A 23463-nucleotide genomic window follows, 5' to 3' on the forward strand; every position below is an offset into this window, starting at 1 on the left:
ACAAGTCCCGAGCCTTAACGAAATTTCACGCCGTCGACAGCAGGCCGTAAGGCCGACTACGTGAATCTCCGCATCGCACGCCCATATGGGGCTCAGGACCTTTCCGCCCGGAGACCACTCGCATGACGATTGAACCCAAGAGGCCGTCGGCTCCCGACAGCGGCTTTCTCGCCCGTCGCCGCAAGACGGTCATCGCCTCGGCGCTTGCGCTCGGCGTCGCGGGCGCGCTTGGCGGCCAGGCGCTCACATCTTATGTCGCGCCCGCCCGCGCCGACACCCCGTCGGCCATCCAGCCGCAGGCCGGACCGGCGCTGCCGAGCTTCGCCGACGTCGTTGACCGCGTGAAGCCGGCGGTCGTGAGCGTCCGCGTCAAGAACATCGCGACCGACGATGAGGAGGCCGGCGGCGGGGGCATGCCCGGCATGCCCGGACTCGACCAGCTTCCGGACGACCACCCGCTGAAGAAGTTCTTCAAGGAGTTCGGCCAGAACGGCGGCCCAGGCGCCAAGCCGAAGCCGCATCGCGGCATGGCGCAGGGCTCCGGCTTCTTCATTTCCGCCGACGGCTATGTGGTGACCAACAACCACGTGGTGCAGGGCGCTAAGGAAGTCGAGCTCAAGCCGGACGACGACACCACCTACAAGGCCAAAGTGGTCGGCACCGATCCGCGAACCGACCTCGCGCTGCTGAAGGTCGATGGCGACAAGAAGGACTTCCCCTACGTCAAGTTCGCCGGGAAGGAAGGGCCGCGCGTCGGCGACTGGGTGATCGCGGTCGGCAATCCGTTCGGCCTCGGCGGCTCGGTGACCGCCGGCATCGTCTCGGCCCGCGGCCGTGACATCGGCGCAGGCCCCTATGACGACTTCCTGCAGATCGACGCGGCGGTGAACCGCGGCAACTCCGGCGGCCCGACCTTCAACCTCCGTGGCGAGGTCGTCGGCGTGAACACGGCGATCTATTCGCCGTCCGGCGGCAATGTCGGCATCGCGTTCTCGATCCCGGCGGAGGTCGCCACCGACATCGTCGAGAAGCTCAAGAACGGTGGTTCGATCGCGCGGGGCTATATCGGCGTGCAGATCCAGCCGGTCACGGACGAGATCGCCGAAAGCCTCGGGCTGCCGAAGCCGCAGGGCGCGCTTGTCGCGGAGGCCCAGAAGGGCACCCCCGGCGAGAAGGCTGGGCTCAAGTCCGGCGACACCATCCTCAAGGTCAACGGGGAGGAGATCGACAATGCGCGCGACCTGTCGCGCAAGATCGCCTCGATGGATCCCGGCAAGGAGGTGACGCTCACGATCTGGCGCGACGGCAAGGAAGAGACCAAGTCGCTCAAGCTCGGCACGCTGCCGGAAGAACCCAAGCAGGCTTCGCTCAACCAGGGCGATGACGAAGACGCCGGATCGTCCAAGGTCAAGCTCGGCATCGAAGTCACGCCCGCCAGCAAGATGGCCGGTGCGGGCGATCAGGGTCTCGTGGTGACCAATGTCGACGAAGACGGCGCCGCGGCCGGCAAGCTCGAGTCCGGCGACGTGATCCTGCGGGTCGGCGGCAAGACGGTCTCGAGCGTCTCCGACGTCACCTCCCAGCTCGACGCCGCGCAGAAGGACGGCAAGAAGTCCGTCCTCCTGCTCGTCAAGCGCAACGACGCGACGCGCTTCGTCGCGATCGAGATCGGCCAGGGCTGAAGCCCGGCCGAGGGATCCCGACCGGCCGACCCCCCGCGGCCGCCGGGATCTGACTGCGAGCGGCGGACGGACTTCCCCCGCCCGTCCGCCGCTTCGCATTCGCGCCTCGGGCGGGCCTCTCCCTCGCCCGTCCGGGGCCGCGCATTCCCGCAGCGTCGCGCTTGCAGCCGGATCGCCTCCGCGCCATGACCAACGCCATGAAGCTCCTGATCGTTGAGGACGACCGCGAAGCGGCCGCCTATGTCGTCAAGGCGATGACCGAGGCCGGTCACGTCGCGGACCATGCCGCCGACGGCCTGGACGGCTATGCGCTCGCCATGCAGTCGAACTACGACGTGCTCGTGGTCGACCGGATGTTGCCGAAGCTCGACGGCCTGTCGCTGATCGGGCGGCTCAGGGCCGAGGGGCTGAAGACGCCGGTTCTGATCCTCTCGGCGCTGGGACAGGTCGACGACCGGGTCCAGGGCCTGCGGGCCGGCGGCGACGATTATCTGACCAAGCCCTACGCCTTCGCCGAACTGCTCGCCCGCGTCGAGGCGCTGTCGCGCCGCGGCGGACCGGCGGCGGCCGAGACCGTCTACCGGATCGCCGATCTCGAGCTCGACCGGCTGTCCCACACCGTCACCCGCGGCGGCCAGGACATCCCGCTCCAGCCGCGGGAATTCCGGCTGCTCGAATATCTCATGCGCAACGCGGGCCAGGTGGTCACGCGCACGATGCTGTTGGAGAATGTCTGGGACTATCATTTCGACCCCCAGACCAACGTGATCGACGTCCATGTGTCCCGCCTGCGTTCGAAGATCGACAAGGGCTTCGACAAGCAGCTGCTGCACACCGTGCGCGGCGCGGGATACATGATCCGTGACGGCGCTCGGTAAGCTCCTCCGCACCACCGCCTTCCGGCTGGCGCTCGCCTATCTGCTGGTGTTCGCCACGCTGTCCACGGTCGTGCTCGCCTATGTGGCCTGGCACGCCAACGCGCTGATCGCCGGCCAGCTCAACGCCACGGTCGATGCCGAGATCACCGGCCTCGCCGAGCAGTACCGACAGGGCGGCATCCGCAAGCTGGTGGCTGTCGTCGATGAGCGCTCAAACCGCTCCTCCCAGGGCTCGCTCTATCTGCTGACGACGTTCCAGGGAGATGTCCTGGCCGGCAATCTGCAGGCGATCCCCGGCGCGTCGCTGGCCGAGGCCGGCGAGCGTGAGATCCCCTATCAGCGCGTCGGCGAGAACGAGGTCGCGCCGTATCCAGCGGTGGTGCGCGTGTTCGTGCTGCCGGGCGGCTACCGCCTGCTGGTCGGCCGCGACACCGAGGAGCGCGAGCGGCTCTCCGCCGTCATCGCGAACGCCGTGCAGTGGTCGCTCGGCCTCGTGGTGGTGCTCGGCCTCGCTGGCGGCGTGTTCGTCGCGCGTCGCGTGCTGAAGCGGCTCGACGCCATGACGGAGACGAGCCGCACCATCATGGCGGGCGACCTGTCGGGCCGGCTCGCCGTGACGGGATCCGACGACGAGTTCGACCGGCTGGCGCAGGCCACCAACGCGATGCTCGACCGCATCAACGAGCTGATGGCGGGGCTCAAGGAGGTCTCGGACAACATCGCGCACGACCTCAAGACGCCGCTGACGCGCCTGCGCAATCGCGCCGAGGCGGCGCTGCGCACGGCGCATGGCGACGATGAGTGGCAGGCGGCGATGGAGCAGATCATCGCCGAATCCGAGGGCATGATCCGGATCTTCGACGCGCTGCTGCTGATCGCCCGCGCCGAATCCGGCGGCGCGCGCGGCCAGATCGGCGAGGTCGACGCCGCGGAGGTCGCGCGCGGCGTCGCCGAGCTCTACGAGCCGCTCGCCGAGGAGCGCGGCGCGAGCCTCACGGTGGACGCGCCGGGCAGCATCCGCGTGCTCGGCAACCGGGAGCTCATCGGCCAGGTGGTCGCGAACCTCGTGGAGAACGCGCTGAACTATGGCGCGTCCGAGGGACGGCCGGGCGAGGTGACGGTCTCGGCCTCGGCAAGCGAGACGGACGCGCGCATCGTGGTCGCCGATCGCGGGCCGGGCATCCCGGCGCAGGATCGGCCGCGCGCAATGGAGCGTTTCGTCCGGCTCGACACCAGCCGGTCTCGTCCGGGCTCGGGCCTCGGGCTTGCGCTTGCGGCCGCCGTGGCGCGCCTGCATGGCGGAACTCTGACGCTCGAAGACAACGCGCCGGGGCTTCGAGCCGTGCTGAGCCTGCCGCGCGCCGCCCACGCCGTGCTTGCGCCGGCGGAGACCGCGAAGCTGCCAGCGCCGGCCGCCGCCGAATAGAGCCATGCGCCGGGCTTGCCTCGGCGCCCGGCCCATGGCAAGCCCGACCCCACGTCCAGACGGGCAGGCGCTCGCCGCCCCCGCTGGCTCCCCCCGCCCCAAGGAGGCAAGCTTGGAGAAACGCGAGCTCGAGCGCGTGCAGAGTTACATGCGCAAGCTGTTCCAGAACCAGACGGTCCGGGTCGTCGCCCGGCCGCGCAAGGACGATTCCGCCGAGGTCTATCTCGGCGAGGAGTTCGTCGGCGTGCTGTTCCGCGACGATGAGGACGGCGACCTGTCCTACAATTTCCAGATGGCGATCCTCGAGACCGACCTCGAGTAACGCCGCCGCTTACTGTCCCGCAACGGGACGGCCCGCGTCTTGCCGTAAGGCCGGCGACGACGACGCCGACGCGGAGAGTGTCCCATGTCCTTCCTGACCGCAGCCCTGACGCTGGCGCTCGGCTTTGCGATATCGGGCGCCGCGGCGTCCGCTTTCGAGGCGGTGACCGAGCGGCGGGCGAGTTTCGGCCTGCTGCGGGAGCCCGACGTGATCGCGGCCGCCGCGGTCCCGGTGGTCACGATCGGCGCATCCTATATCCTGGCCCGCAACCTGTTGTTCGGCGCGCGCCGGCCCGCATGGGCGGTGTGCGCCGGCACGGTTCTGCTCGGCGGCTGGAGCCTGGTCCTCGGCGCGGCCGCGCTTGCGGCCTTCGTGGGCTAGACAGAAAGATCGGAGATCCAAGGTGGCGCTTTACTCGCTCGGCGGCGTGAGCCCCAGAACGCCCGCCAATGGCCGCTTCTTCGTGGCGGAAAACGCCATCGTGGTCGGCGACGTCATCCTTGAGGAAGACGCCAGCGTCTGGTTCGGCTCGGTGCTGCGCGGCGACAACGAGCCGATCACGATCGGCGCGCGCTCCAACGTGCAGGACGGCTGCGTGCTGCACACCGATCCCGGCTTTCCGCTGGTGATCGGGGAGGATTGCTCCCTCGGCCACGGCGCCATCGTGCATGGCTGCACCGTCGGGGACTGCAGCCTGATCGGCATGGGGGCGACCGTGCTGAACGGCGCCAAGATCGGACGCTACTGCCTGGTCGGGGCAGGGGCCCTGGTGACCGAGGGCAAGGAGTTCCCGGATTTCTCGATGATCATCGGGTCGCCCGCCCGCGCGGTGAAGACGCTCGGGCCCGAGTTCGAGGTGCGCCAGCTGGGTTCGGCGGCGCGCTACGTCGCCAATGGCCGGCGCTTCCGCGAAGGCATGGCGCGCGTCGGCTGACGGTTCATCTCAGCTGAAAAAGGCGAGGCCGGCTCTCGGGCGGAGAGCCGGCCTCTGGCTTGCGGCCTGTCGGGCGGGAGTTGGGGACGTGACAGGCTGCGAGCGTTCCTTGCGGCTGCGGCTTACGGGGCGGTGGCGACGCCCACCGGGCCGATGCCGTCGCCGAGCAGCACCCACACGTTCGGGTCGATCTGCGACTGGCGCTTGATGTAGGTGTAGCCGGTCTCGAACCACGGCTTGACGTCGTCGGCCTGGTTGTCGAGCGCATAGTCGCCGCGGTCGGTGACGACCGTCAGCACCGCATGGCCATCGCCCTTGAGGTCCCGCACGACCGTGATCAGCAGCGCCTGGCGCGGCCAGCCGGCGTCCATCAGCATGCGGCGCTTGAGCAGGACGTAATCCTCGCAGTCGCCCTTATCGACCGGATACGTCCACTTCTCCTCGACGCCGTAGAGCTCCTGGTCCGTCACCGGGGCGATCGTCGTGTTGACCTTGCGGTTGATGGCGTCGAGCTCCTTGAAGCGCGCCTCGGTGAGATGCACGCGGGCGGGCCGCGCGGCCTTCACGTCGCAATCGGCCGAGTGCGTCTTGCAGAAGTCGATCCAGCCGATCGGCGACTTCGCCGATCCCTCGACCTGCATCGGCGTCGCCAGAGCGACCGTGATGGCGCCCGCGGCCTGCGCGCCGGAGATGGTGAATCCGCCCGCAACCAGTCCAAACAAGAAGTAAATCGACTTAATCTTGCCCCGGATAAGCATTTCGAACTCCCGTCCTGTCCCGGGAGCAAAAGTCTCACATCCGATTTGCTGTCGATCTAAGTCGAAGTTCTGTGTTTTAGGAACGAGATTTGTACTTTGGCAACGATTGAGAAATGAGTTGTTTATAGATGCATAGGAGACTTTGTTTACCAACAGGCAAGACGTCAAGAAGATGAGGCGTCGACTTGGCGACCGAAAAGTTAACGCGCGGCCGGTTTCGGCAGGGTCGTTTTACGTCTCGTAAACCATGATCGTGAATGGCCGTTCAGGCGCGCGCTGTCTTCGAGCCCGCGGCGGCGACTCGGGCGACGCGAAAACGAAAAACGCCGCCCCGAAGGGCGGCGTTTTGAAAGAGCGCGGAATGGAAGAGCGGCTTTAGCCGAACTCCTCCTGCAGAGCTTCCAGGTTCTGGGTCCGGGTGAACTCGACCGCAAGGCCGCGCTCGAAGTGGCGCACGACCCGGGCGGCGGTGCGGCCGAGCGTGACCGGGGTCCCGATGGGCAGATCGAGGTTGATGTTGATCGCTGCGCCGGACAGCGAGACGTCGATCACCCGGCATTCGTGCTCCGCACCGTCCTCGGTGATGAGCACCGAGCGCGCGTTGCGCGGCACCAGGCGTTCGTGGCGGCGATCCTCGGGCAGGCCCAGGATGCTGCGGTTGGCGAGCCAGGTGAGCTGGGCGGCGAGCTTGTCGCGCTTGCGGATCGTCGCCGTGACCGTCATCGCGAAGCCGTTGGCGATCGGCCGCACCATGACGCCTTCGATGCGTCCGATGTGATCCAGATAGGCGACCACGCGCTCGCCGGGCTGCGCCGGCACCGGGGCGATCAGCGCCAGGCCTCCCGGCGACATGTCGAGCGTCTGGCACGGATATTCGCGCCGGGACGTGAGCATGTATCGCCCGAGCAGCGCGACCTTGACCCGCTGATGGCGGCGACGCTCGTCGGAGAGCGGCATCTTCAACGAAAACATCGAAGGGCCTTCGAGGATGGGTGACGCCGGCCAGAGCCAGCCGCCTTCCTCGAATCTAAAGGAACGCCGTTAACGCGGCGTAACTCGCCCGCTCACCTGCCGCCGTCGAAGACCAGAAAGCGGCCGATCCGGCGACCAAGCCCGGCGAGCGCATGCGGCGCAGGAGTGACGGGCTCCGGCGAGGGGTCTGAGAAGGAGCGATTCCGGCCGCTTGGCCAGATCATCCGGAGAGAGCTCAGATCGAACCGCGTGACTGGGCAGGCCCCGAGCCAGTAGGGCGTCTCGACCGGGGCGAGCGAGCCCAGGATGCGCGCATGGGTGCGGCCGCGGTGGCGAAGCGGCAGCAGCGCGAGCTCGAGATCCACCCGCCGGCCAAGATCGGTCGTCCCCTGCGCGCCCAGCACCGCCACGGCGGCGTCGTCCGACACCGTCTCGAGGGCGCCGAGCAGGGTGGCGCGATCCGGTCCACGCCACAGCGACAGGAAATGCTCGCCGCGCATCTCGTGTCCCGTGATGGCGCAGATCCGCGATCCGGACAGCCGGAACGGGTATCCGGCGGCGCCGTTGGCCTCGAGGATGAAGGTGTCGCCGAGGATCGAGCGGATCTCGCCCGGGTCGACGTCAGAACGCTCCGGCGCCGCCCGGGCGCCGCGCAGACGGTTCCAGTACCCGAACAGCTCCTTCGTCGTGATGGCCTTCATGGTGACGCTCTCACACGGTCTGATCTGCGTCGCCTGTCCCGCTTCGGCACGAGCCGGGCGGCGACAAGCGGTTAACAGACCGTTGAGCAGGAGCCGTGCCATTCTTCGCTGGCCTCCGTGAGCCTCGCCTTGCAATCGCCCGAACTTCGGGCGAGCACTTGCGTGTGGCGCGTCCGAGACGGGACCGGCCCGATCTCGAGAGACCGACCCCAGCCCTTGCCCCGCGACCATCAGCCGGCCTTCAACGCTCCGCGCGTGATCACCGTGACGCTCGCCGTTTTGGCGGCGATCCATCTCGTCCGCTTCTTTCTGAGCGACGACGCGGACCTTGCGGTGCTGCTCCGCTTCGCCTTCATCCCGGGCCGGTACGATCCCTCCTTTCCATACGCCGATGAGCTGCTCGGGGGGGAGGGGGCGAAGGTCTGGACCTTCGTGACCTATGCCTTTCTCCACGGGAATCTCACCCACCTTGTGGTCAACGGTGTATGGCTGCTGGCTTTCGGCAGCGCTTTGGCCTGGCGGTTCGGCACCGCGCGGTTTCTCGCATTTTCGGCCTTGACGGCGGCGGCGGGCGCGGCCACGCACTTGGCCTTCCACTTCGGGCAGGCCGTGCCGGTCGTCGGCGCCTCAGCCGCGATCTCCGGCCATATGGCGGCCGCGATGCGCTTCATGTTCGAAGCCGGCGGACCGCTCGACGTGTTCCGCCGCGGCGGGCGAGAGGCGTTCAGGGTTCCGGCCGAGCCCTTGCGGGTCACGCTGCGCCGCCCGCAGGCGGTCGTCTTCCTGCTCGTCTGGTTCGGGGCCAATGCGCTGTTCGGCCTCGGCTCGGTCACGCTGGGCCTCGGCGACGCCACCGTCGCCTGGCAGGCCCATATTGGCGGTTTCATCGCGGGACTCCTGCTGTTCCCGCTGTTCGATCCGGCGCCGAGCGGCATCCGCCCTTCGTCGCAAGAGACTTTTGAAGCCTTGCCACCCTCGCGAGACGCCCCTCATGATGACGGGACTGGGGCTGCAGGCCGGCCATAAGGATAAAGAACAACCGCCGTCCGACATCCGGCCCTAGAACACCGCGTCGTCCGCCCGGCGGGCGGCGAGCAGGGAGGACAGGACATGCGCGTCAAGGCCATTCTCGCGACCAAGGGAAGCAGCGTCGTCACCGTGTCGCCCAAGGCCCTCGTTTCCGACGTGATCCGCACGCTCGCTGAGAAGAGCATCGGCGCCGTCGTCGTCGATGACGGGGCGGACGGGCTCTCCGGCATTCTCACGGAACGGGACGTGGTCCGCGCGCTCGCCGCGCATGGCTGCGACGCGCTCGACCGCCCGGCCTCCGACTTCATGACCCGCGACGTCGTCACCGGTCATTTCGAGAACACGGTCGACGAGCTGATGGACCGCATGACCCACGGTAAGTTCCGCCACGTCCCGATCATGGACGGAAACCGGCTTGCCGGCATGATCTCGATCGGCGACGTGGTGAAGCACCGCATGGACCAGATCGAGGCCGAGGCCTCGGCGATGCGGGACTACATCGCGACGGCGTAAGGCCGAGCGCCTGAGGCGCCGGATTGGACGAAATAGTCCAGTTTGTGCTGGCTTGGCCGGACTACTGGACCGCGCGCATCGTCCTGCCGATCATGACGATCGGCCGCGTCGCGGCGGCACGGCGAGACGAGAAGCGCTCGGCGATCAATGCGATCGGGATGGGCCGCCGGGCGGACGGAACCATCCTCATTGGCCATGACCTCGCTGTGTTGGTCGGCCTCTTGATCTGGGCGCTTCTGATCGTCGTGGGGGTTCTGCTGAGCTGACAACAGCGGGCGCTGGAGCCCGTGAAGCTCACAGGTCCAGCAACTCCTCCGCCGTCTCCGGCAGCCGCCCCTCGGGCGCATGCTCCGCCTGGCGCTCGAGCCGCTCGCGCCGGACGTCCGGCGGGGTCGCCTCGGCGGTGAGGCTCGCGACGCACTCGTCGAGCGACATCGGCGTCTGGTTCTGCGAGCCGAGGCGGCGGATCGAGACGTGGCGCGTCTCGGCCTCCTTGCGGCCGACCACGACCAGCACCGGCGTTTTCGCCAGCGAGTGCTCGCGGACCTTGTAGTTGATTTTCTCGTTCCTCAGGTCGAGGTCGACCCGCAGCCCGGCCTTCCGGAGCTCCGCCGCAACTTCCGCCGCGTATCCGTCCGCCTCCGAAGTGATCGTCGTCACCACCGCCTGCACGGGCGCGAGCCAGAGCGGGAAGTGACCCGCGAAATGCTCGATCAGGATGCCGGTGAAGCGCTCGAGCGAGCCGAAGATCGCGCGGTGGATCATCACCGGCGCGTGCTTCTCGCCATCGGCGCCGATGTAGAAGGCCCCGAAACGGTCGGGCAGGTTGAAATCGACCTGGATGGTGCCGCACTGCCAGTCGCGGCCGATCGCGTCGCGCAGCACATACTCGAACTTCGGACCGTAAAACGCCCCTTCGCCGGGATTGACGGCGGTCGTGACCCGGTTGCCGTAGCGCGACGAGATCTCCTTGAGTGCGTCGCCCATCACCTGCTCGGCGCGATCCCACAGCGCGTCCGAACCGACGCGCTTTTCCGGCCGCGTCGAGAGCTTCAGGACGATCCGGTCGAAGCCGAAATCGGAATACATCGACAGGATCAGCTCGTTCAGCGCGAGCGTCTCGGCCATGAACTGCTCGTCGGTGCAGAAGATGTGCGCGTCGTCCTGCGTGAAGGCGCGCACCCGCATCATGCCGTGCAGCGCGCCGGACGGCTCGTAACGGTGCACGATCCCGAATTCGCCCATGCGGATGGGCAGTTCGCGATAGCTCCTCAGGCCGTGCTTGAAGATCTGCACATGGCCCGGGCAGTTCATCGGCTTGATCGCGAAGACGCGCTCGTCCTCGGTCTCCGTGACGAACATGTTCTCGCGATACCAGTCCCAGTGGCCGGAGGTCTGCCACAGCGACGCGTCGAGGATCTGCGGGGTGTTGACCTCGACGAAGCCCGAGCCCGCCGTGCGGCGGCGCGAATAGTCCATCAGGGTGCGGAACAGCGTCCACCCCTTGGGGTGCCAGAACACCGCGCCGGGGCCTTCCTCCTGGAAGTGGAACAGGTCCATCTCGCGACCAAGGCGGCGATGGTCGCGCTTCTCCGCCTCCTCGAGCATGTGCAGGTAAGCGTCGAGCGCGGCGCGGTCCGGGAAGGCCGTGCCATAGATGCGCTGGAGCATCGGATTGTTCGAGTCGCCGCGCCAATAGGCGCCCGCGACCTTCATCAGCTTGAAGGCGTCGCCGACCTTGCCGGTGGACGTCATGTGCGGGCCGCGGCAGAGGTCCATCCACTCGCCCTGCGCGTACATCTTGATCGTCTGGTCCGCCGGAATGGCGTCGACCAGCTCGACCTTGAAGGTCTCGCCCTTGGCGGCGAACCAGTCCTTGGCCCGATCGCGGCTCCAGACGTCCTTCGTGAACGGCCGGTCGCGGGCGATGATCCGGCGCATCTCGGCCTCGATCGCCGCGAGGTCGTCCGTGGAGAAGGGCTCGTCGCGGGCGAAATCGTAATAGAACCCATTCTCGATCACCGGGCCGATCGTGACTTGGGTCTCCGGCCACAGCGTCTGGACCGCCTCGGCCAGCACATGCGCGCAGTCGTGCCGGATGAGCTCCAGGGCGCGCGGATCGTTGCGGTCGAGGAATTCGATGCGCACGTCGCGCTCGATCGGGTCGGCGAGGTCCACGACCTGGCCGTCGAGCGCCATCGCGACGGTGCGCTTCAGCAGCGACTTCGAGATCTCGCCGGCGATCTGCGCGCCGGTGACGCCGGCCTCATAGGATTTCTGGGCGCCGTCCGGAAAGGTGACGAGGGGCATATGCGTTCTCCGCTCACTCGCTGCCTACGAATGCAGGTAAGCGCTTCAGGTGGTGGTCAGGCAGTCTGCCGGCCGTCGCCGGCGGCTTCGCAACGGGGGCTTTTTACCCCCGCCGCATAGCGCCACGGCCTAGACCAGCGGGCGCCTGGAGGCAATTCCCGCGGCACGGGATCGTAGCCCGATCCGCCCCAGGGATGGCAGCGGCAGACGCGACCCGCGGCGATCCAGCCGCCTGCCCAGGCGCCGTGCAGGGCGATCGCCTCGTCGGCGAATTCGGAGCAGGTGGGCAGATAACGGCAGCGCCGGCCGATCAGCATGGAAAGCGAGTACCGATAGGCGAGGATCGGCAGGCGCAGCGCGTAGCGCGGCGCGCGCCGCAGCCATCTGGTTCGCGCCTCGCTCACGCCGCGCGCTTGGCCTCGATCTGGTCGAGCGCATCCACGACGGCGTCGAACGTCAGCAGAGTCGAGGCATGCCGGGCCTTGTAGTCGCGCACCGGCTCCAGGACCTTCAGATCCTCCCAGACGCCGGCCGGCGCGGGGCCGTTCTCCTTCAGCATCTTGCGCACCGCCTCGCGGACGTCGCGCAACTCCTGCGCGGTGCGGCCGACCACGGTCCGGGCCATGATGGAGGACGACGCCTGGCCGAGCGCGCAGGCCCGCACCTCATGGGCGAAGTCCGTGACCCTTTCGCCGTCGAAGGCGAGGTCCACGGTGACGGTCGAGCCGCACAGCCGGGAGTGCTGGGTCGAGCTCGCGTCCGGCGCGGGGAGCCGGCCGAGCCGCGGAATCTCGGCGGCGAGCTCAAGAATTCTGCGATTGTAGATGTCGTCAATCATGGCGATCCCGGCGGTGAGCCGATGGCGTTTTGGCCGCCGGATCGATTGTTCGGCGGCGCGGGTCCATTATATAAGCTGCGTCGGCGGGCCTCGCCATGTTCTGTCGGAGCCCTCGTTCCGGGAGTTCAGGTTGAGATCCGCCGGTGGCGTTGAGGGGGCTGAAAGCCCTCCGAAGAGGAAGCCCATGGACGCTGTCGTACAGCACCCGTTCGCACGCGTGCCGATCCCGGCCCCCAAGGGTCATCAGACGTTCCGCAAGCCGACCCGCGAAGAGGCGGAGGCGGCGGTCCGCACGCTGATCGCCTGGGCCGGCGACAACCCCACGCGCGAAGGCCTGATCGACACGCCGAAGCGGGTCGTCAACGCGTATGCGGAGCTGTTCGGCGGCTACGCCCAGGACGCCGCCAAGGATCTCGAGCGGGTGTTCGAGGACGTGCAGGGCTACGACGACATGGTCGTGCTGCGCGACATCCCGTATTTCTCGCATTGCGAGCACCACATGGTGCCGTTCTACGGAAAGGCCCATGTGGCCTATTACCCGGCCAACGGCGTGGTCGGCCTCTCCAAGATCGCCCGGGTGATCGACACCTACGCCAAGCGCCTGCAGACGCAGGAGGCGCTTACGGCGCAGATCGTGGCCGCGATCGACGAGCACCTGCAGCCGCGCGGCGTCGCCGTGATGCTCGAAGGCGAGCACATGTGCATGTCGATGCGGGGCATTCAGAAGGAAGGCGTGTCGACCGTCACCACCCAGTTCACCGGCGTCTTCCAGGATGATCCCGCCGAGCAGGTGCGGTTCATCACGCTGGTTCGCGCCGCCCACTCGTCCCGCTGACGCGCACGCGCGCGGCGCTCCTCGTTCCTCTTTCAGCCGCGCCCCGATGACTTCAGCCTTCCCGCCCCCCGGTTCCCATGAGGAGCTGGAGGAGGGCTTCTGCCTGACGCCGCGGTTTGACCGCGACGGCCTCGTGGCGGCGATCGTCACCGACGCCCGCGCCGGCGGCGTGCTGATGTTCGCGCATATGAACGCCGAGGCGCTCCAGGCCACGATCGAGAGCGGCGTCGCGCATTTTTGGTCTCGGTCGCGCGGCAAGCTCTGGCGCAAGGGCGAGGAGAGCGGCCACCAGATGAAGGTGGTCGAGCTTCGCGTCGACTGCGATCAGGACGCGCTGTGGCTGTCGGTCGAGGTGGCCGGGACCGGCGCGGCCTGCCACACCGGCCGGAAATCCTGCTTCTACCGTAAGGTCGCCGTCGGCCCTGACGAGTCAGGCGCGCTGACCCTGGTCGAGGGCGAGCGGCTGTTCGAGCCCGGCGCGGTCTACAAGACGCCGAAAGCCTAGCCGCCCTCGGTGGTGAGCTGCACCGCCGCGGCGACGCCGGCTTTCACGGCGAAGCTCTGCTGGTACATGCGGCCGTCATGCCGGGCGATCGCCGTATAGTCGCCTTCGGCGAGCAGGATGCGCGGCAGCGCGCCGATCGAATCCCGGATCACGTCGCCGCCCGGCGTCAGGATCGTCCAGGAGGTGTTGCCGAGCTCCCGTCCGCCTGGCCGGTCGACCAGCTTGAGGGTCACCGGCGCTGCCCTGTGGTGGACCTGCGCGTTCACCAGCTTGCCCGAGGGCACCTGCAGGTCGACCTCCACGATCGCGTTGGCGTCGCCATAGTTCGAAACGACGTGATAGGCGCCGGCGGGCAGGCGCAGCAGCGTGCCCGGCCGAACGTGATCCGCCACTTTCTGGGCGAGGCCCCCTTCATCGCGCGACAGGGTGAAGGTGACGTCGCCATCGGGCGGCTTGGAGTCGCCCACATAGGCGGACAGCCTTACGCCGCCGGCCTTCAGGATCATGCGCTGGGTCGAGGGCTGACTCGCCCGGACGGTGACGAACTTGGCGGCGCTCACCAGCCCATACACCGCGTGCACGATGTAGTTGCCGGGGTCGAGATCGAAGCGAGGCTCGGCTTCGCTCGATTCCGCGACCAGAAGGTGTTCGCCGTTGGCGTCCGGCTGATCGGTGAACACGCGCCATTTGACCCCGCCCGGGATCTTCGCGCCGCTCTCGTCGAAGGCGGCCGACAGGAACAGCGGCTCCTTGACGATCGGCGCCGCAGGCGGCAGCGCGACTTCCTTGGAAGCCGGCGCGGTCGCCGGCGCCGCGGGATGGACGGGCGTGAGCGGACCTGTCGGGTCGAGTTTCGGCAGCCGGACGCCGTCGACGATCGCGGGATCGACCTTGTCGAGCCGCTCCGGCAGAAACATCGAGGGCGGCGCTACGCGGTCTGCCGGCTGCAGTTCGCGCTGACGCGGATCGGCGGGGCCGGGGCCGATCAGGTTCATCCGGCCGGAGATCGTGCCGCCGATCAGGCCGCCGCCGGTCTCCCGCCCGGGCAGCACGGGCGCCGGGGCGCGGTTGGCCGCAGGCGCGCCGGGCGGCCCGCGATCCTGGGCCGAGGCAGGCGCCTGGACGCTGGCCGCCAGCAGCGCGGACGCCAAGACGCGATGCAGGATGCGGCTCATGCATGGAGCGATGCCACCGGCCGTGACGCCTGGCAAGTTCGACCCTCGATCGATCACGCAGGCTTTTCCGCGACCAGCATCAGCGAGGCGCCTTCGTCGGCGCCCTGCGGCGGGGTCGGGCGGACTGTCCAGGCGACGTAGCCGGCGAGGAAGCTGACGGCGCTCGCGAGATGCCAGGACCAGGCGTGCCGGTAGTGGCGATCTTGGCATTTGATCGGCGACAGGCGCGCCATCCAGTAGACGAGCCCGTCGACCGCCGTCCACGGAACGCGCTGCACGGCCGGGTTGACGAGGCCCGCCTTCCGGGCCGCGACGTCGAGCGCGTCGCTCGTCCACCAGGTGAGGTGATGCGGGATGCAGCCGATCAGGTAGTTCGGAATCCGCGTGTGCGCCGAGGGCACGTGCGGAACCGCCACGATCACCCGGCCTCCGGGCCTGACCGCGCGCGACATCTGCTTCAGCATGCCGAGCGGATCTTCGACGTGCTCCAGCACCTGAAAGCCGCAGACGACGTCATAGGCGCCCTCATGGCTCTCGAGATGCCGCTCGAGCGTCTCGCCGCGAAACCATCCGGCGTGCGGTTCCCCCTCCACGTGCGGATCGAGCCCTGTGTAGTCCGCCCGCGGGATCGCATGGCGAAAAGCCCCGAAGCCGCAGCCGACGTCGAGCACCCTGTCACCGTCGCGAACATGAGCGGCCGCGAGCGCGAACTCGCCGCGCGGGCGCTTCGCGCTCGGGAACCGGCGGCGCCCGAGTCGCCCATAAAGCGCGCGGTAGAACGCCGCGTCGCCCGCGCGCGGCGGGTGGAAAAACTGGAGTCCGGTCGGAGATTCCCACAGACCGATGCGCGGCGCGCCGCGAAAGCTGGGGCGTGCGTCGACGCGTAGCATGATGCGCCAGAGGTCGATCAGCAGATCGGCGCTGATCCACTGCACCAGGCGAGCCGCGGGACGGCCCGTGATCGGACAGCGCGGTCGTGGGAGATGCGGAATGGTTCGGGCCCTGCGGAGGGAGCAACGCGCTCGCGGCCGAAGCCGGAGCGAGCCTGATGTACACGCCGCGACGCGGGATGAGAAGGCGAGGCCTGCGCCTGCCTGCGTTGGCGCGGCCGCCGAACATGGCTAAAGGCTTGGTCCCCGCAGCGCCCCGCCGGCCTCAATCGGCGGCGTCTCCTCAGGAGAGGTCATGAACGAGACCCTGGACCTGCTCGGCTCGCGCCGGTCCGTGCCCGCGAACGCGCTCGCCGAGCCCGGGCCTTCGACAGACGAACTGGACCGCATGCTGACGATCGCCGCGCGCGTCCCGGACCATGGCAAGCTCGCCCCGTGGCGTTTCATCCTGATCGAGGGAGACGCCCGCGCGGCGCTTGGGGCGCGGCTCGCCGCGCTGCTGAAGGAGCTCGACCCGGAGGTTCCCGACAGCCGCGTGCAGCAGCAGGCTAACGCGTTTTCCCAGTCCGCGCTGGTGGTCGCGGTGGTGAGCCGCGCCGCGCCGCATGTGAAGATTCCGGAATGGGAGCAGGTGCTTTCCGCCGGCGCCGTCTGCATGAACCTCTCGGTCGCCGCCAACGCGCTCGGCTACGGGACACAGTGGGTCACGGGCTGGGCCGCCTATGAACCGCGCGCGCTGGCGATCCTCGGCCTGGAGCCGAACGAGAAGCTCGCCGGCTTCATTCATATCGGCACGCCCACCGAGCGCTTGCCGGACCGGCCGCGCCCCGCGCTTTCGGAGATCGTCGCCCGCTGGAGCGCGTGACGATGTTCTACGAACCCGGGAGCGGCCACGGCCTGCCGCATGATCCGTTCAAGGCGATCGTCGCGCCGCGCCCGATCGGATGGATATCGACCGTCGACGCCGAGGGGCGGCCGAATTTGGCGCCCTACAGCTTCTTCAACGGCGTCTGCGACGACCCGCCGATCGTGATGTTCTCCTCCGCGGGCTGGAAGGACTCGGTCGCGAACGCTCAGGCGACGGGCGAGTTCGTCTGCAATTTCGTGAGCTTCGCCCTGAAGGACGCGATGAACGCGAGCTCGGCACCGCTCGCCGCTGGCGAGAGCGAGTTCGAGCGCGCCGGCCTCGAGGCTGCGCCCTGCCGGCTGGTGAAGCCGCCGCGCGTCGCCCTCAGCCCCGCGGCGCTCGAGTGCAAGGTGCTGAGCGTCACGGAGCTCAGCGACCTGACCGGGCGCTCCGTCGGGCGGTTCGTCGTGACCGGGCAGGTGGTCGGCGTCCATATCGACGACGCTGCGCTGACCGACGGCCTGTTCGATACGGCGCGTGAAGGCGCCGTGGCGCGCTGTGGCTATCTCGACTATGCGGCTGTGTTCGAGATGTTCGCAATGAAGCGGCCCCGCTGACGCGGTTCAGGCGGAGATCGCGAACACGGCCTGCAACGCGGCGAGCTGAGCTGCGTCACACGCGACTTTGCCCCTGAACCCGTCCCGCCGCCCCGCCTCCGCCTCGCGGCGGAAGGGGTCGCCGGCGCCGCCGCTGAAGCGCGCGTCGATCGCCGGCACGCCCGCAGCCGCCGCAGCCGCCAGGACGAGCCCGCGCGCAGTCGAACAGCACCCCGTCCAGCGTCCGTCCGGATCGCGCGCGGCTTCCGCTCCGACGTCCCGGGCGAGCGATTCGCCGTCCCACAGCAAAGCCTCCAGGCGGGAACTGGCGCCTGGCAGAGACGCGAGCCGCAGCAGGCCGGCCCCGCTGTCTAGGCATGGCAGGACCGTCAGAGCCCCGTCGGCGAGGCCGGCCCGGGCCTCCGCGACCGCCAGCAGCGCGCCCAGGCGCTGGATTTCGGCGCCCGACGCCGCGCCGGCCGGCACCAGGCCGCTCAGGCGCGCCTCAGCGGCGGCCGCAATGTCCGCCTCCATCTCCACCTCCCCGTCAGGGTCGAGCCGTGCGTAAAGCGGAACTGCGGCCGTCCGGGCGATTTGCGCCAGCCGCGCCCGGGCGTGCCCCCGCGTCAGCCTGGTCCCCGGAAGATCGAGGATGAGCGCCTCGGCCCCGGCCCGGAGAGCCGCCTCCGAGACCTCCTCCGGAGGCAGGATGAGCCAGCGGCGCAAAGCGAGAGGCGGGCGGGCGGCGACGGCCATGTTGCCAAGGTCTCACAGGCGCTTGAGAGGCGTGTTAACGGCCGGTTTACCATAACGGCCGCATCGTTCCCGGACGTCGCCCGGAGGCGGCGCAAGGGCGCGGAACGCGCCGGTCGGCGAGCACAGGCGAATGCAGCTCATCACCCCGGCGGACGCTGCGGGAGGCGTGGCGGCCGCGCTTCGGAAAGCCGCGCAGGCGACCGGCGCAAGCTTCGATTATCTGCTGCAGACGGCGAAGCGCGAGTCCTCGCTGGATCCGGCCGCCAAGGCGCCGACGTCCTCGGCCCGCGGGCTGTTCCAGTTCATCGATCAGACCTGGCTGCAAGTCCTCAAGGAGGACGGCCCTAGCCTCGGCCTCTCCGACGAAGCCGCTGATGTCTCCCGCACAGCTTCCGGGCGCTACGTCGTCAGCGACCCCGCGCGCCGCGCCGAACTGCTCGCCCTGCGCGATGATCCGACCGCCTCGGCGCTGCTCGCCGGCGCCTTCACCCGTCGCAACGCCGACACGCTGAGCTCCGCCCTCGGCCGACCGGCGACCGGCGGCGAACTCTACGCCGCGCATTTCCTTGGCGCGCAGGGCGCGATCCAGCTGGTCAACCTCGCGACCAACGTCCCGACGGCGTCGGCCGCCGACGCCTTCCCGACGCAGGCTTCCGCCAACCGCGCGATCTTCTTCGACAAGGGCCGGCCCCGCACCGTGTCCGAGGTCTACGCCCGCATCACCGCCGCCCATGGCGAGGTTCCGAGTGCGACGCCCGCGGCGCCGGCGGCGCTGGCGCTCCAGGAAGCCAGCCAGGACGACCGCTACGGTCCCTTCAACGGCGGCGTGGAGGATGACGCCGCTCCCTTCCACTCGCTGTTCAAGACCGGGCGGCGGTCGCCGGTTTCCGCCTATGTGGCGCAGGCCTGGTCGTCCTTTGGCGCTGCTGGCCTGGTCTCCGATGCCGCGCCCGTCGCGCAGGCCGGCGCCGGCTCCGCCGGAACCGCGTCGGCCAGCCGCCGGCGCGCCTCGGCTTCGGAGGAGGCGCAGCAGACGAGCGTCGCCCAGGCGGCCGTTCTCCCAGCCGCCGCTGCGCAGGCGGAGCCCTCCTCACGCAGCGCGGCCTCTCCGGCCGATGCGCCGTCATTCCTGAAAATCCACCTCGCCGCGCCGTCCGCCTCTTCTCCCGCGCCGCAACGGATCGCCCGCAGATGATCGTCGAACGCTATCTCGAATGGGCCGCAGCCGCTCCGGCCCATCTGCGCGCCGAGGCTGCCGGAGCGCTCGCGCGCTCCTGGCTGCATGGCGATCTCGAGCCGCAGGTGCGCGACGAAGTGGAGGCGGTTCTCACCCGCAGCCTCGACGATCCGAACATCGCGGTCCGGTGCGCGATCGCCGAAGCTCTGGCGGCCTCTCCCGAGGCGCCGCATGCGCTCATGCTCTCGCTTGCGCAGGACGCGGCCGACGTGGCCCAGCCGGTGCTCGCGCGCTCGCCGGTCCTCACTGACATCGAGCTCGTCGATCTGGTGGCGCTTGGCGAGCTCCGCGCGCAGATCGCCATCGCCGGTCGTCGCGTGGTCTCGGGTCCGCTTGCGGCCGCGATCGCGGAGGTCGGCTCCGCGCGCGCCTGCGAGACCCTGCTGCGCAACCCGGGCGCGCGGCTGACGCGCTCCGCCGCCGCCCGCATGGCGGAGCGGCATGGCGGCGACGGCGCCGTGCGGGACGCGCTGCTGGCCCATGACGAGGTCGGCGTCGAGCTGCGGCAGATTCTGATGCGGTCCGTCGCGCAGGCGCTGTCGGCGTTCGTGGCGGAGTGCGGCTGGCTCCGGCCGGATCGGGCGCGCCGTGCGGCCGATGAGGCTTGCGACCGGGGCGCGCTCGCGATCGCGGCGCAATCGGACGACGCCGGCCGCTTCGTGCGGCACCTCTCCGAGCGCGGCGAGTTTTCGCCCAGTCTCGCGCTGCGGGCGCTGCTCTCGGGCAATCTCGCGCTGTTCGAAGCCTCGCTCGCGACGCTGAGCGGGCAGCCGGCGCGCCGCGTGGCGGGCTTCGTGCGCGATTTCGAAGGCCGCGGCTTCGAGGCGCTGTACCGCGCGGCGGGATTTCCGATCTCGGCGTTGCCGATCTTCCGGGCCGCGCTCGCGGCGGCGCGTGAGGCCGGATTCGTCGGCTCGGCGCTCGGAGGCGCGGCGCTGTCCCGCCGCATGGTCGAACGCGCGCTGAGCGCGTGCGAGGGCGCGGACGCCGACGTCGAGGCGATGCGCGCTCTGCTTCGTCGCTTCGCTGCCGAAGCCGCCCGCGAGGAGTCGCGTCGCGGCTTCGAGCCGTCCCACGTCGCCCGGGCGGCCTGACGGCTGCGGGTCCTAGGCGGTCTGCCCTGCCGCCGCGTACTGGTCGCGCAACTGGGCGAGCCGGCGCGTGAGCATCGCGCCGAGCGGATCATCCCGGCCGTGCACCTCCTGCCGCACGATCGCGCGGATCGACTCGACGTGGCGGTCCACCAGCGGCTGCGGCGGTGGCGCCCCCTCTAGCCGCTCGATGAAGACGCACAGCCCCTCCGCGATCTCGCCCGCGAGCGGATAGCCAAGCGTCGCCGCCTGGCCGCGCAGGTCGTGGGCGACCCGGTAGAGCCCGTCGACCGCCTCGAGCGACGGCTGCTCCGAAAGCGCCTTGCGCGCCGTCTCGAGGCGCTCGATCTCTGTGTCCATCCAGGAGCCGAACTCTTGCGACAGCATGCCGAGCGCGCGTTCGGCGCGATGGATCGCCTCGGCCTCGCCGCGATCGCGGGGCCCGACGAGTTGCGTCGCCCGATCCTTCAGGCGGTTCGGCGGGTGCAGCACGGTGTGGTCGGAGAAAACTTCGGCGTCCACCTTACGCCATTCCACGTCGAGCGGTGGATCGAGGGGCGTCTGCGGCATCTGGGTTTCGCCTCAGGACAAAGCGCTGTCGCGCAGCCGCTTGGCCGCCGGGTCGGCGACCATGGCGTCGTTCGACGCGCGACGCTCGGGACCGCTGTACACGCCCGAGATGTTTCGGCGCCGATCCGGGCCGAAATAGTCGCGAGTCTTGATGAAGGGCCGGGGGTTCAGCACGCAGTTGAGCAGCCGCTGGTGCAGCGACTTGGCCGAGATCGGCTTGCAGAGGAACTCGGTCACGCCGGCGTCGCGGGCCCGCATCACCTTGCTCTTCTCGGAATGGCCGGTGAGCATGATGATCGGCACGTAAGGGTTCACCGCGCTGTCCGGGCGGCGGATCATGTTGGTGAGCTCGATGCCGTCGAAGATCGGCATCGACCAGTCCACGATGATGATGTCCGGCAGATGGGTGGTGAACATCTCGAGCCCGGACGCGCCGTCCTCGGCCTCATAGACCTCGCGCGAGCCGAATCCGTGCAGCAGCGTCCGGACGATGCGGCGCATATGCGCGTTGTCGTCGACGACGAGGATGCGAAGCTTGGTGAAATCGACGCGGACCATCTCAGCTGGAGATGATCGCCGAACGTCGTTAACGAGCGGTTTGCGGTCTCACCAGCCGAACTGCTCGGCCAGTATCCGTTCGTCGAGCCCGTGGCCGGGATCGTGCAGCATCGTTAGGCTGGTCTTGCGGTCGAGCGCGATCTCGACCCGCCGGACGTGACGGAACTCGCTGTTGTCCGCCACCGCCGCCACCGGCCGTTTCTCGTGCTCGAGAACCTCGATCGCGACGGCCGCCCGGTCCGGCAGCAGCGCGCCCCGCCACCGCCGCGGACGGAACGGCGAGATCGGCGTCATCGCGAGCAGCGGACTCGCAAGCGGCAGCAGGGGGCCGTGGGCCGAAAGGTTGTACGCCGTCGACCCGGTCGGGGTCGCGACCAGGATGCCGTCACAGGTCAGTTCGGCGAGCCGCACCGTGCCGTCGACCTCGATGCGGAGCTTGGCGGCCTGGTAGGTCTGCCGCCACAACTGGACTTCATTGATCGCCTTGGCGACGTGAACCCGGCCCTCGCAGTCGCGCGCCCGCATCGTCAGCGGGTGGATCACGGCCCGCTCGGCGGCGGCGATCCGCTCCGGCAGGCGGTCCTCCGAGTATTCGTTCATCAGGAAGCCGACTGAGCCGCGATTCATGCCGTAGATCGGCAGGCCGCGTCCCATAACCTCATGCAGCGTCAGCAGCATCTGCCCGTCGCCGCCGAGCGCGACCACCACTTCGGCCTCGTCGAGCGGGACTTCGCCATAGCGGGCGGCGAGGGCGGCGCGCGCCGCCTGCGCGTCTTCCGCGGCGCTCGCCGTGAAGGCGATGCGTTCAACCGGGCGGTTCGCAGTCATGGGGATCGGGATGGGCTCGAGAGGGCTTCGGGCCGGCCGTGCTTACACGGCGCCGGCGGCGTTCGTCCATCGGCGGCGTCGGTTGCGGCGGTCAGAGCGCCGGGTTCCACATTTCGGGAACGAACTCGTAATTCGTGCCGCGCCGGGCGATGTGGCCGACGGCCGGGAATGGAAAGTGATAGCCCGCGACCGGCAGCCGGTCCGCCGCCACGAGGTCCAACATCCGCCGGCGCGTCGCCTCGGCAAGTTCTGCGTCCATATCGAACACGGCGTGCCAGCCCGGATTGCGGACGAACAGGGCAGGGTGGTTGGTCACGTCCGACCAGATGATCAGGTCCGCGCCGTCGGAGCTCAGGCGGAAAGCGGTGTGGCCCGGCGTGTGTCCGGGCGCCGGCAGCGCCGTGATGCCGGAGGTCGGCTCAGCGTCGCGCTCGAATTTGCGGACCTCCTTGGTCATCGGCTCGAACACCCGCCGGACCATCTTGAACGCCGGCTGCAATGCGGCGTGCGCGCGGCTCATCTGGCCGTCGTCCATCCAGAACGCCCACTCGGCCTCTGGAACCATCACTTCGGCGTTCGGGAAGGCCGCCGTTCCGTCCTTGAGCCTCAGGCCGGCGATGTGGTCGGGGTGGAAATGCGAGATCAGGACGACGTCGATCGCCTTCGGGTCGACGCCGGCGGCCGCCATGTTCTCGTAGAGCTGACCTGCGGTGGGGGCCAGGAAGCCGCCCGTGCCGGCGTCGATCAGCACGAGCCTGCCGCCGGTGTTGACCACCACGCAGGTGAAGGGAATCGGCACCTTCTCGGTTCCGAGGAACGCCTGCTCCAGCGCCTCTTTGACGTCTTCGACGGGCGCGTTGCGGACGAAGGACCCATCGAGCGGCCGGCGGGCGACGCCGTCGGTCAGCGCCGTCACCTCGAACGAGCCGACATTGTAGCGGTAGACGCCGGGCGCCTGCCGGCCGGCGGCGGGCGCGGCCGCCTTCGCGCTTCCGGCCACGGCCCCGGAGGCCGCCGAGGCGGCGGCGGCCGCCAGAATCGTTCTGCGCGACATGGCGGTCATCTCGTCACTCTCCCGCGTTCGCGGACGGCCGGGCCGTCGGTTCTGCGCAACTCGGGATAATCAGGGCTCCCGGCCGGCACAATCGGCCTTCCGGCGCGGAGCGTCACTCTTGCGTGACGCGGCTCCGCCGCGAGAGCTGCCAGATAGGC

At 69.3% G+C, this 23463-nt stretch carries 28 protein-coding genes; 15 read left to right on the forward strand and 13 right to left on the reverse strand.

Annotated elements, in window-relative coordinates; all coding sequences use genetic code 11:
- Positions 1-122: 122 nt before the first annotated feature.
- From VM780_RS06020 to VM780_RS06045, 6 genes are all read left to right on the forward strand, one after another.
- Positions 123-1682 (forward strand): Do family serine endopeptidase, encoded by a 1560-nt coding sequence (locus tag VM780_RS06020; RefSeq protein WP_325446135.1) that lies wholly within the window; start codon positions 123-125, stop codon positions 1680-1682.
- A gap of 185 nt (positions 1683-1867) precedes the next feature.
- Positions 1868-2560: a response regulator transcription factor gene (locus VM780_RS06025; RefSeq protein WP_325446137.1), complete on the forward strand. Its 693-nt coding sequence runs from the start codon at positions 1868-1870 to the stop codon at positions 2558-2560.
- Entirely contained in the window at positions 2544-3986 is a 1443-nt protein-coding gene (locus tag VM780_RS06030) for an ATP-binding protein (RefSeq protein ID WP_325446139.1), read from the forward strand. Before VM780_RS06025 ends, VM780_RS06030 begins: the two co-directional genes overlap by 17 nt.
- 112 nt (positions 3987-4098) lie before the next feature.
- Positions 4099-4308, forward strand: coding sequence for a DUF3126 family protein (locus VM780_RS06035; RefSeq protein ID WP_325446141.1), 210 nt, complete (start codon positions 4099-4101; stop codon positions 4306-4308).
- Between the two features lie 84 nt (positions 4309-4392).
- Entirely contained in the window at positions 4393-4689 is a 297-nt protein-coding gene (locus VM780_RS06040) for a DUF6949 family protein (protein ID WP_325446143.1), read from the forward strand.
- Positions 4690-4711: 22 nt separating this feature from the next.
- A complete protein-coding gene (locus VM780_RS06045) occupies positions 4712-5242 on the forward strand; it encodes a gamma carbonic anhydrase family protein (protein WP_325446145.1) in 531 nt (176 codons plus the stop codon).
- A 122-nt stretch (positions 5243-5364) separates the two neighbouring features.
- On the opposite strand, the gene VM780_RS06050 is transcribed toward VM780_RS06045, so the two are convergent.
- From VM780_RS06050 to VM780_RS06060, 3 genes are all read right to left on the reverse strand, one after another.
- Entirely contained in the window at positions 5365-6000 is a 636-nt protein-coding gene (locus tag VM780_RS06050; RefSeq protein WP_325446147.1) for a transglutaminase-like cysteine peptidase, read from the reverse strand.
- A gap of 375 nt (positions 6001-6375) precedes the next feature.
- Positions 6376-6972, reverse strand: a complete 597-nt coding sequence (locus VM780_RS06055; RefSeq protein ID WP_325446149.1) for a PilZ domain-containing protein — start codon at positions 6970-6972, stop codon at positions 6376-6378.
- Positions 6973-7064: 92 nt separating this feature from the next.
- Positions 7065-7673: a PAS domain-containing protein gene (locus VM780_RS06060; protein WP_325446151.1), complete on the reverse strand. Its 609-nt coding sequence runs from the start codon at positions 7671-7673 to the stop codon at positions 7065-7067.
- A gap of 216 nt (positions 7674-7889) precedes the next feature.
- Between VM780_RS06060 and VM780_RS06065 the strand changes: the two genes are divergently transcribed.
- From VM780_RS06065 to VM780_RS06075, 3 genes are all read left to right on the forward strand, one after another.
- Entirely contained in the window at positions 7890-8699 is an 810-nt protein-coding gene (locus tag VM780_RS06065; protein ID WP_325446153.1) for a rhomboid family intramembrane serine protease, read from the forward strand.
- 84 nt (positions 8700-8783) lie between these two features.
- Positions 8784-9215, forward strand: a complete 432-nt coding sequence (locus VM780_RS06070; RefSeq protein ID WP_325446156.1) for a CBS domain-containing protein — start codon at positions 8784-8786, stop codon at positions 9213-9215.
- A gap of 23 nt (positions 9216-9238) precedes the next feature.
- On the forward strand, positions 9239-9481 hold the full coding sequence (locus tag VM780_RS06075) for a hypothetical protein (protein ID WP_325446158.1): 243 nt from the start codon (positions 9239-9241) through the stop codon (positions 9479-9481).
- Positions 9482-9509: 28 nt separating this feature from the next.
- On the opposite strand, the gene thrS is transcribed toward VM780_RS06075, so the two are convergent.
- Genes thrS through VM780_RS06090 form a run of 3 tightly spaced genes read right to left on the reverse strand, consistent with a single transcriptional unit; the run spans position 9510 to position 12363 of the window.
- Entirely contained in the window at positions 9510-11525 is a 2016-nt protein-coding gene (gene thrS, locus VM780_RS06080) for a threonine--tRNA ligase (RefSeq protein ID WP_325446160.1), read from the reverse strand.
- Positions 11526-11581: 56 nt separating this feature from the next.
- Positions 11582-11929, reverse strand: coding sequence for a membrane protein insertion efficiency factor YidD (gene yidD / locus VM780_RS06085; RefSeq protein ID WP_325446162.1), 348 nt, complete (start codon positions 11927-11929; stop codon positions 11582-11584).
- On the reverse strand, positions 11926-12363 hold the full coding sequence (locus VM780_RS06090) for an iron-sulfur cluster assembly scaffold protein (protein ID WP_325446164.1): 438 nt from the start codon (positions 12361-12363) through the stop codon (positions 11926-11928). The genes yidD and VM780_RS06090 overlap by 4 nt, the downstream gene beginning before the upstream one ends.
- A 184-nt stretch (positions 12364-12547) precedes the next feature.
- Between VM780_RS06090 and folE the strand changes: the two genes are divergently transcribed.
- Both folE and hisI read left to right on the forward strand, forming a co-directional pair.
- Positions 12548-13198, forward strand: coding sequence for a GTP cyclohydrolase I FolE (gene folE / locus VM780_RS06095; RefSeq protein WP_325446166.1), 651 nt, complete (start codon positions 12548-12550; stop codon positions 13196-13198).
- Between the two features lie 46 nt (positions 13199-13244).
- Positions 13245-13703: a phosphoribosyl-AMP cyclohydrolase gene (hisI, locus tag VM780_RS06100; RefSeq protein ID WP_325446168.1), complete on the forward strand. Its 459-nt coding sequence runs from the start codon at positions 13245-13247 to the stop codon at positions 13701-13703.
- Here hisI and VM780_RS06105 read toward each other — a convergent pair.
- Positions 13700-14878, reverse strand: coding sequence for a hypothetical protein (locus VM780_RS06105; protein WP_325446170.1), 1179 nt, complete (start codon positions 14876-14878; stop codon positions 13700-13702). The two genes, hisI and VM780_RS06105, sit on opposite strands and share 4 nt — an antisense overlap.
- Before the next feature lie 53 nt (positions 14879-14931).
- Positions 14932-15813, reverse strand: coding sequence for a class I SAM-dependent methyltransferase (locus VM780_RS06110; protein WP_325446172.1), 882 nt, complete (start codon positions 15811-15813; stop codon positions 14932-14934).
- A gap of 250 nt (positions 15814-16063) precedes the next feature.
- Between VM780_RS06110 and VM780_RS06115 the strand changes: the two genes are divergently transcribed.
- Together VM780_RS06115 and VM780_RS06120 are read left to right on the forward strand one after the other, a co-directional pair.
- Complete coding sequence (locus tag VM780_RS06115) at positions 16064-16633, forward strand: nitroreductase (protein ID WP_325446174.1); 570 nt, start codon at positions 16064-16066, stop codon at positions 16631-16633.
- 2 nt (positions 16634-16635) lie between these two features.
- The gene (locus VM780_RS06120) at positions 16636-17232 is read left to right on the forward strand and encodes a flavin reductase family protein (protein ID WP_325446175.1); all 597 of its coding nucleotides are present in this window, start codon (positions 16636-16638) and stop codon (positions 17230-17232) included.
- Positions 17233-17238: 6 nt separating this feature from the next.
- On the opposite strand, the gene VM780_RS06125 is transcribed toward VM780_RS06120, so the two are convergent.
- Positions 17239-17967, reverse strand: coding sequence for an aldolase (locus VM780_RS06125; protein WP_325446176.1), 729 nt, complete (start codon positions 17965-17967; stop codon positions 17239-17241).
- A 130-nt stretch (positions 17968-18097) separates the two neighbouring features.
- Between VM780_RS06125 and VM780_RS06130 the strand changes: the two genes are divergently transcribed.
- Positions 18098-19162, forward strand: a complete 1065-nt coding sequence (locus VM780_RS06130; protein WP_325446178.1) for a lytic transglycosylase domain-containing protein — start codon at positions 18098-18100, stop codon at positions 19160-19162.
- Positions 19159-20298: a DUF2336 domain-containing protein gene (locus tag VM780_RS06135; RefSeq protein WP_325446180.1), complete on the forward strand. Its 1140-nt coding sequence runs from the start codon at positions 19159-19161 to the stop codon at positions 20296-20298. The genes VM780_RS06130 and VM780_RS06135 overlap by 4 nt, the downstream gene beginning before the upstream one ends.
- Positions 20299-20310: 12 nt before the next feature.
- On the opposite strand, the gene VM780_RS06140 is transcribed toward VM780_RS06135, so the two are convergent.
- From VM780_RS06140 to VM780_RS06155, 4 genes are all read right to left on the reverse strand, one after another.
- Entirely contained in the window at positions 20311-20865 is a 555-nt protein-coding gene (locus VM780_RS06140) for an Hpt domain-containing protein (protein ID WP_325446182.1), read from the reverse strand.
- Between the two features lie 12 nt (positions 20866-20877).
- Positions 20878-21423, reverse strand: coding sequence for a response regulator (locus tag VM780_RS06145; protein ID WP_325446184.1), 546 nt, complete (start codon positions 21421-21423; stop codon positions 20878-20880).
- Positions 21424-21471: 48 nt separating this feature from the next.
- Positions 21472-22251, reverse strand: a complete 780-nt coding sequence (locus VM780_RS06150; RefSeq protein WP_325446186.1) for an NAD kinase — start codon at positions 22249-22251, stop codon at positions 21472-21474.
- A 91-nt stretch (positions 22252-22342) separates the two neighbouring features.
- Positions 22343-23305: an MBL fold metallo-hydrolase gene (locus tag VM780_RS06155; protein WP_325446188.1), complete on the reverse strand. Its 963-nt coding sequence runs from the start codon at positions 23303-23305 to the stop codon at positions 22343-22345.
- Between the last annotated feature and the right edge of the window lie 158 nt (positions 23306-23463).

The sequence above is a fragment of the Hansschlegelia sp. genome (assembly GCF_035538955.1).
Taxonomy (GTDB): Bacteria; Pseudomonadota; Alphaproteobacteria; order Rhizobiales; family Methylopilaceae; genus Methylopila.

What these genes read in the sequence shown, in the direction of transcription:
- VM780_RS06070 (WP_325446156.1), top strand. Translation starts at nt 8,784, where the DNA reads ATGCGCGTCAAGGCCATTCTCGCGACCAAGGGAAGCAGCGTCGTCACC.
- VM780_RS06020 (WP_325446135.1), top strand. Translation starts at nt 123, where the DNA reads ATGACGATTGAACCCAAGAGGCCGTCGGCTCCCGACAGCGGCTTTCTC.
- thrS (WP_325446160.1), bottom strand. Translation starts at nt 11,525, where the DNA reads ATGCCCCTCGTCACCTTTCCGGACGGCGCCCAGAAATCCTATGAGGCC.
- VM780_RS06145 (WP_325446184.1), bottom strand. Translation starts at nt 21,423, where the DNA reads ATGGTCCGCGTCGATTTCACCAAGCTTCGCATCCTCGTCGTCGACGAC.
- VM780_RS06055 (WP_325446149.1), bottom strand. Translation starts at nt 6,972, where the DNA reads ATGTTTTCGTTGAAGATGCCGCTCTCCGACGAGCGTCGCCGCCATCAG.
- VM780_RS06120 (WP_325446175.1), top strand. Translation starts at nt 16,636, where the DNA reads ATGTTCTACGAACCCGGGAGCGGCCACGGCCTGCCGCATGATCCGTTC.
- VM780_RS06090 (WP_325446164.1), bottom strand. Translation starts at nt 12,363, where the DNA reads ATGATTGACGACATCTACAATCGCAGAATTCTTGAGCTCGCCGCCGAG.
- VM780_RS06040 (WP_325446143.1), top strand. Translation starts at nt 4,393, where the DNA reads ATGTCCTTCCTGACCGCAGCCCTGACGCTGGCGCTCGGCTTTGCGATA.
- VM780_RS06130 (WP_325446178.1), top strand. Translation starts at nt 18,098, where the DNA reads ATGCAGCTCATCACCCCGGCGGACGCTGCGGGAGGCGTGGCGGCCGCG.
- folE (WP_325446166.1), top strand. Translation starts at nt 12,548, where the DNA reads ATGGACGCTGTCGTACAGCACCCGTTCGCACGCGTGCCGATCCCGGCC.
- VM780_RS06060 (WP_325446151.1), bottom strand. Translation starts at nt 7,673, where the DNA reads ATGAAGGCCATCACGACGAAGGAGCTGTTCGGGTACTGGAACCGTCTG.
- VM780_RS06025 (WP_325446137.1), top strand. Translation starts at nt 1,868, where the DNA reads ATGACCAACGCCATGAAGCTCCTGATCGTTGAGGACGACCGCGAAGCG.
- VM780_RS06125 (WP_325446176.1), bottom strand. Translation starts at nt 17,967, where the DNA reads ATGGCCGTCGCCGCCCGCCCGCCTCTCGCTTTGCGCCGCTGGCTCATC.
- VM780_RS06155 (WP_325446188.1), bottom strand. Translation starts at nt 23,305, where the DNA reads ATGTCGCGCAGAACGATTCTGGCGGCCGCCGCCGCCTCGGCGGCCTCC.
- VM780_RS06115 (WP_325446174.1), top strand. Translation starts at nt 16,064, where the DNA reads ATGAACGAGACCCTGGACCTGCTCGGCTCGCGCCGGTCCGTGCCCGCG.
- hisI (WP_325446168.1), top strand. Translation starts at nt 13,245, where the DNA reads ATGACTTCAGCCTTCCCGCCCCCCGGTTCCCATGAGGAGCTGGAGGAG.
- VM780_RS06105 (WP_325446170.1), bottom strand. Translation starts at nt 14,878, where the DNA reads ATGAGCCGCATCCTGCATCGCGTCTTGGCGTCCGCGCTGCTGGCGGCC.
- VM780_RS06140 (WP_325446182.1), bottom strand. Translation starts at nt 20,865, where the DNA reads ATGCCGCAGACGCCCCTCGATCCACCGCTCGACGTGGAATGGCGTAAG.
- VM780_RS06050 (WP_325446147.1), bottom strand. Translation starts at nt 6,000, where the DNA reads ATGCTTATCCGGGGCAAGATTAAGTCGATTTACTTCTTGTTTGGACTG.
- VM780_RS06135 (WP_325446180.1), top strand. Translation starts at nt 19,159, where the DNA reads ATGATCGTCGAACGCTATCTCGAATGGGCCGCAGCCGCTCCGGCCCAT.
- VM780_RS06150 (WP_325446186.1), bottom strand. Translation starts at nt 22,251, where the DNA reads ATGACTGCGAACCGCCCGGTTGAACGCATCGCCTTCACGGCGAGCGCC.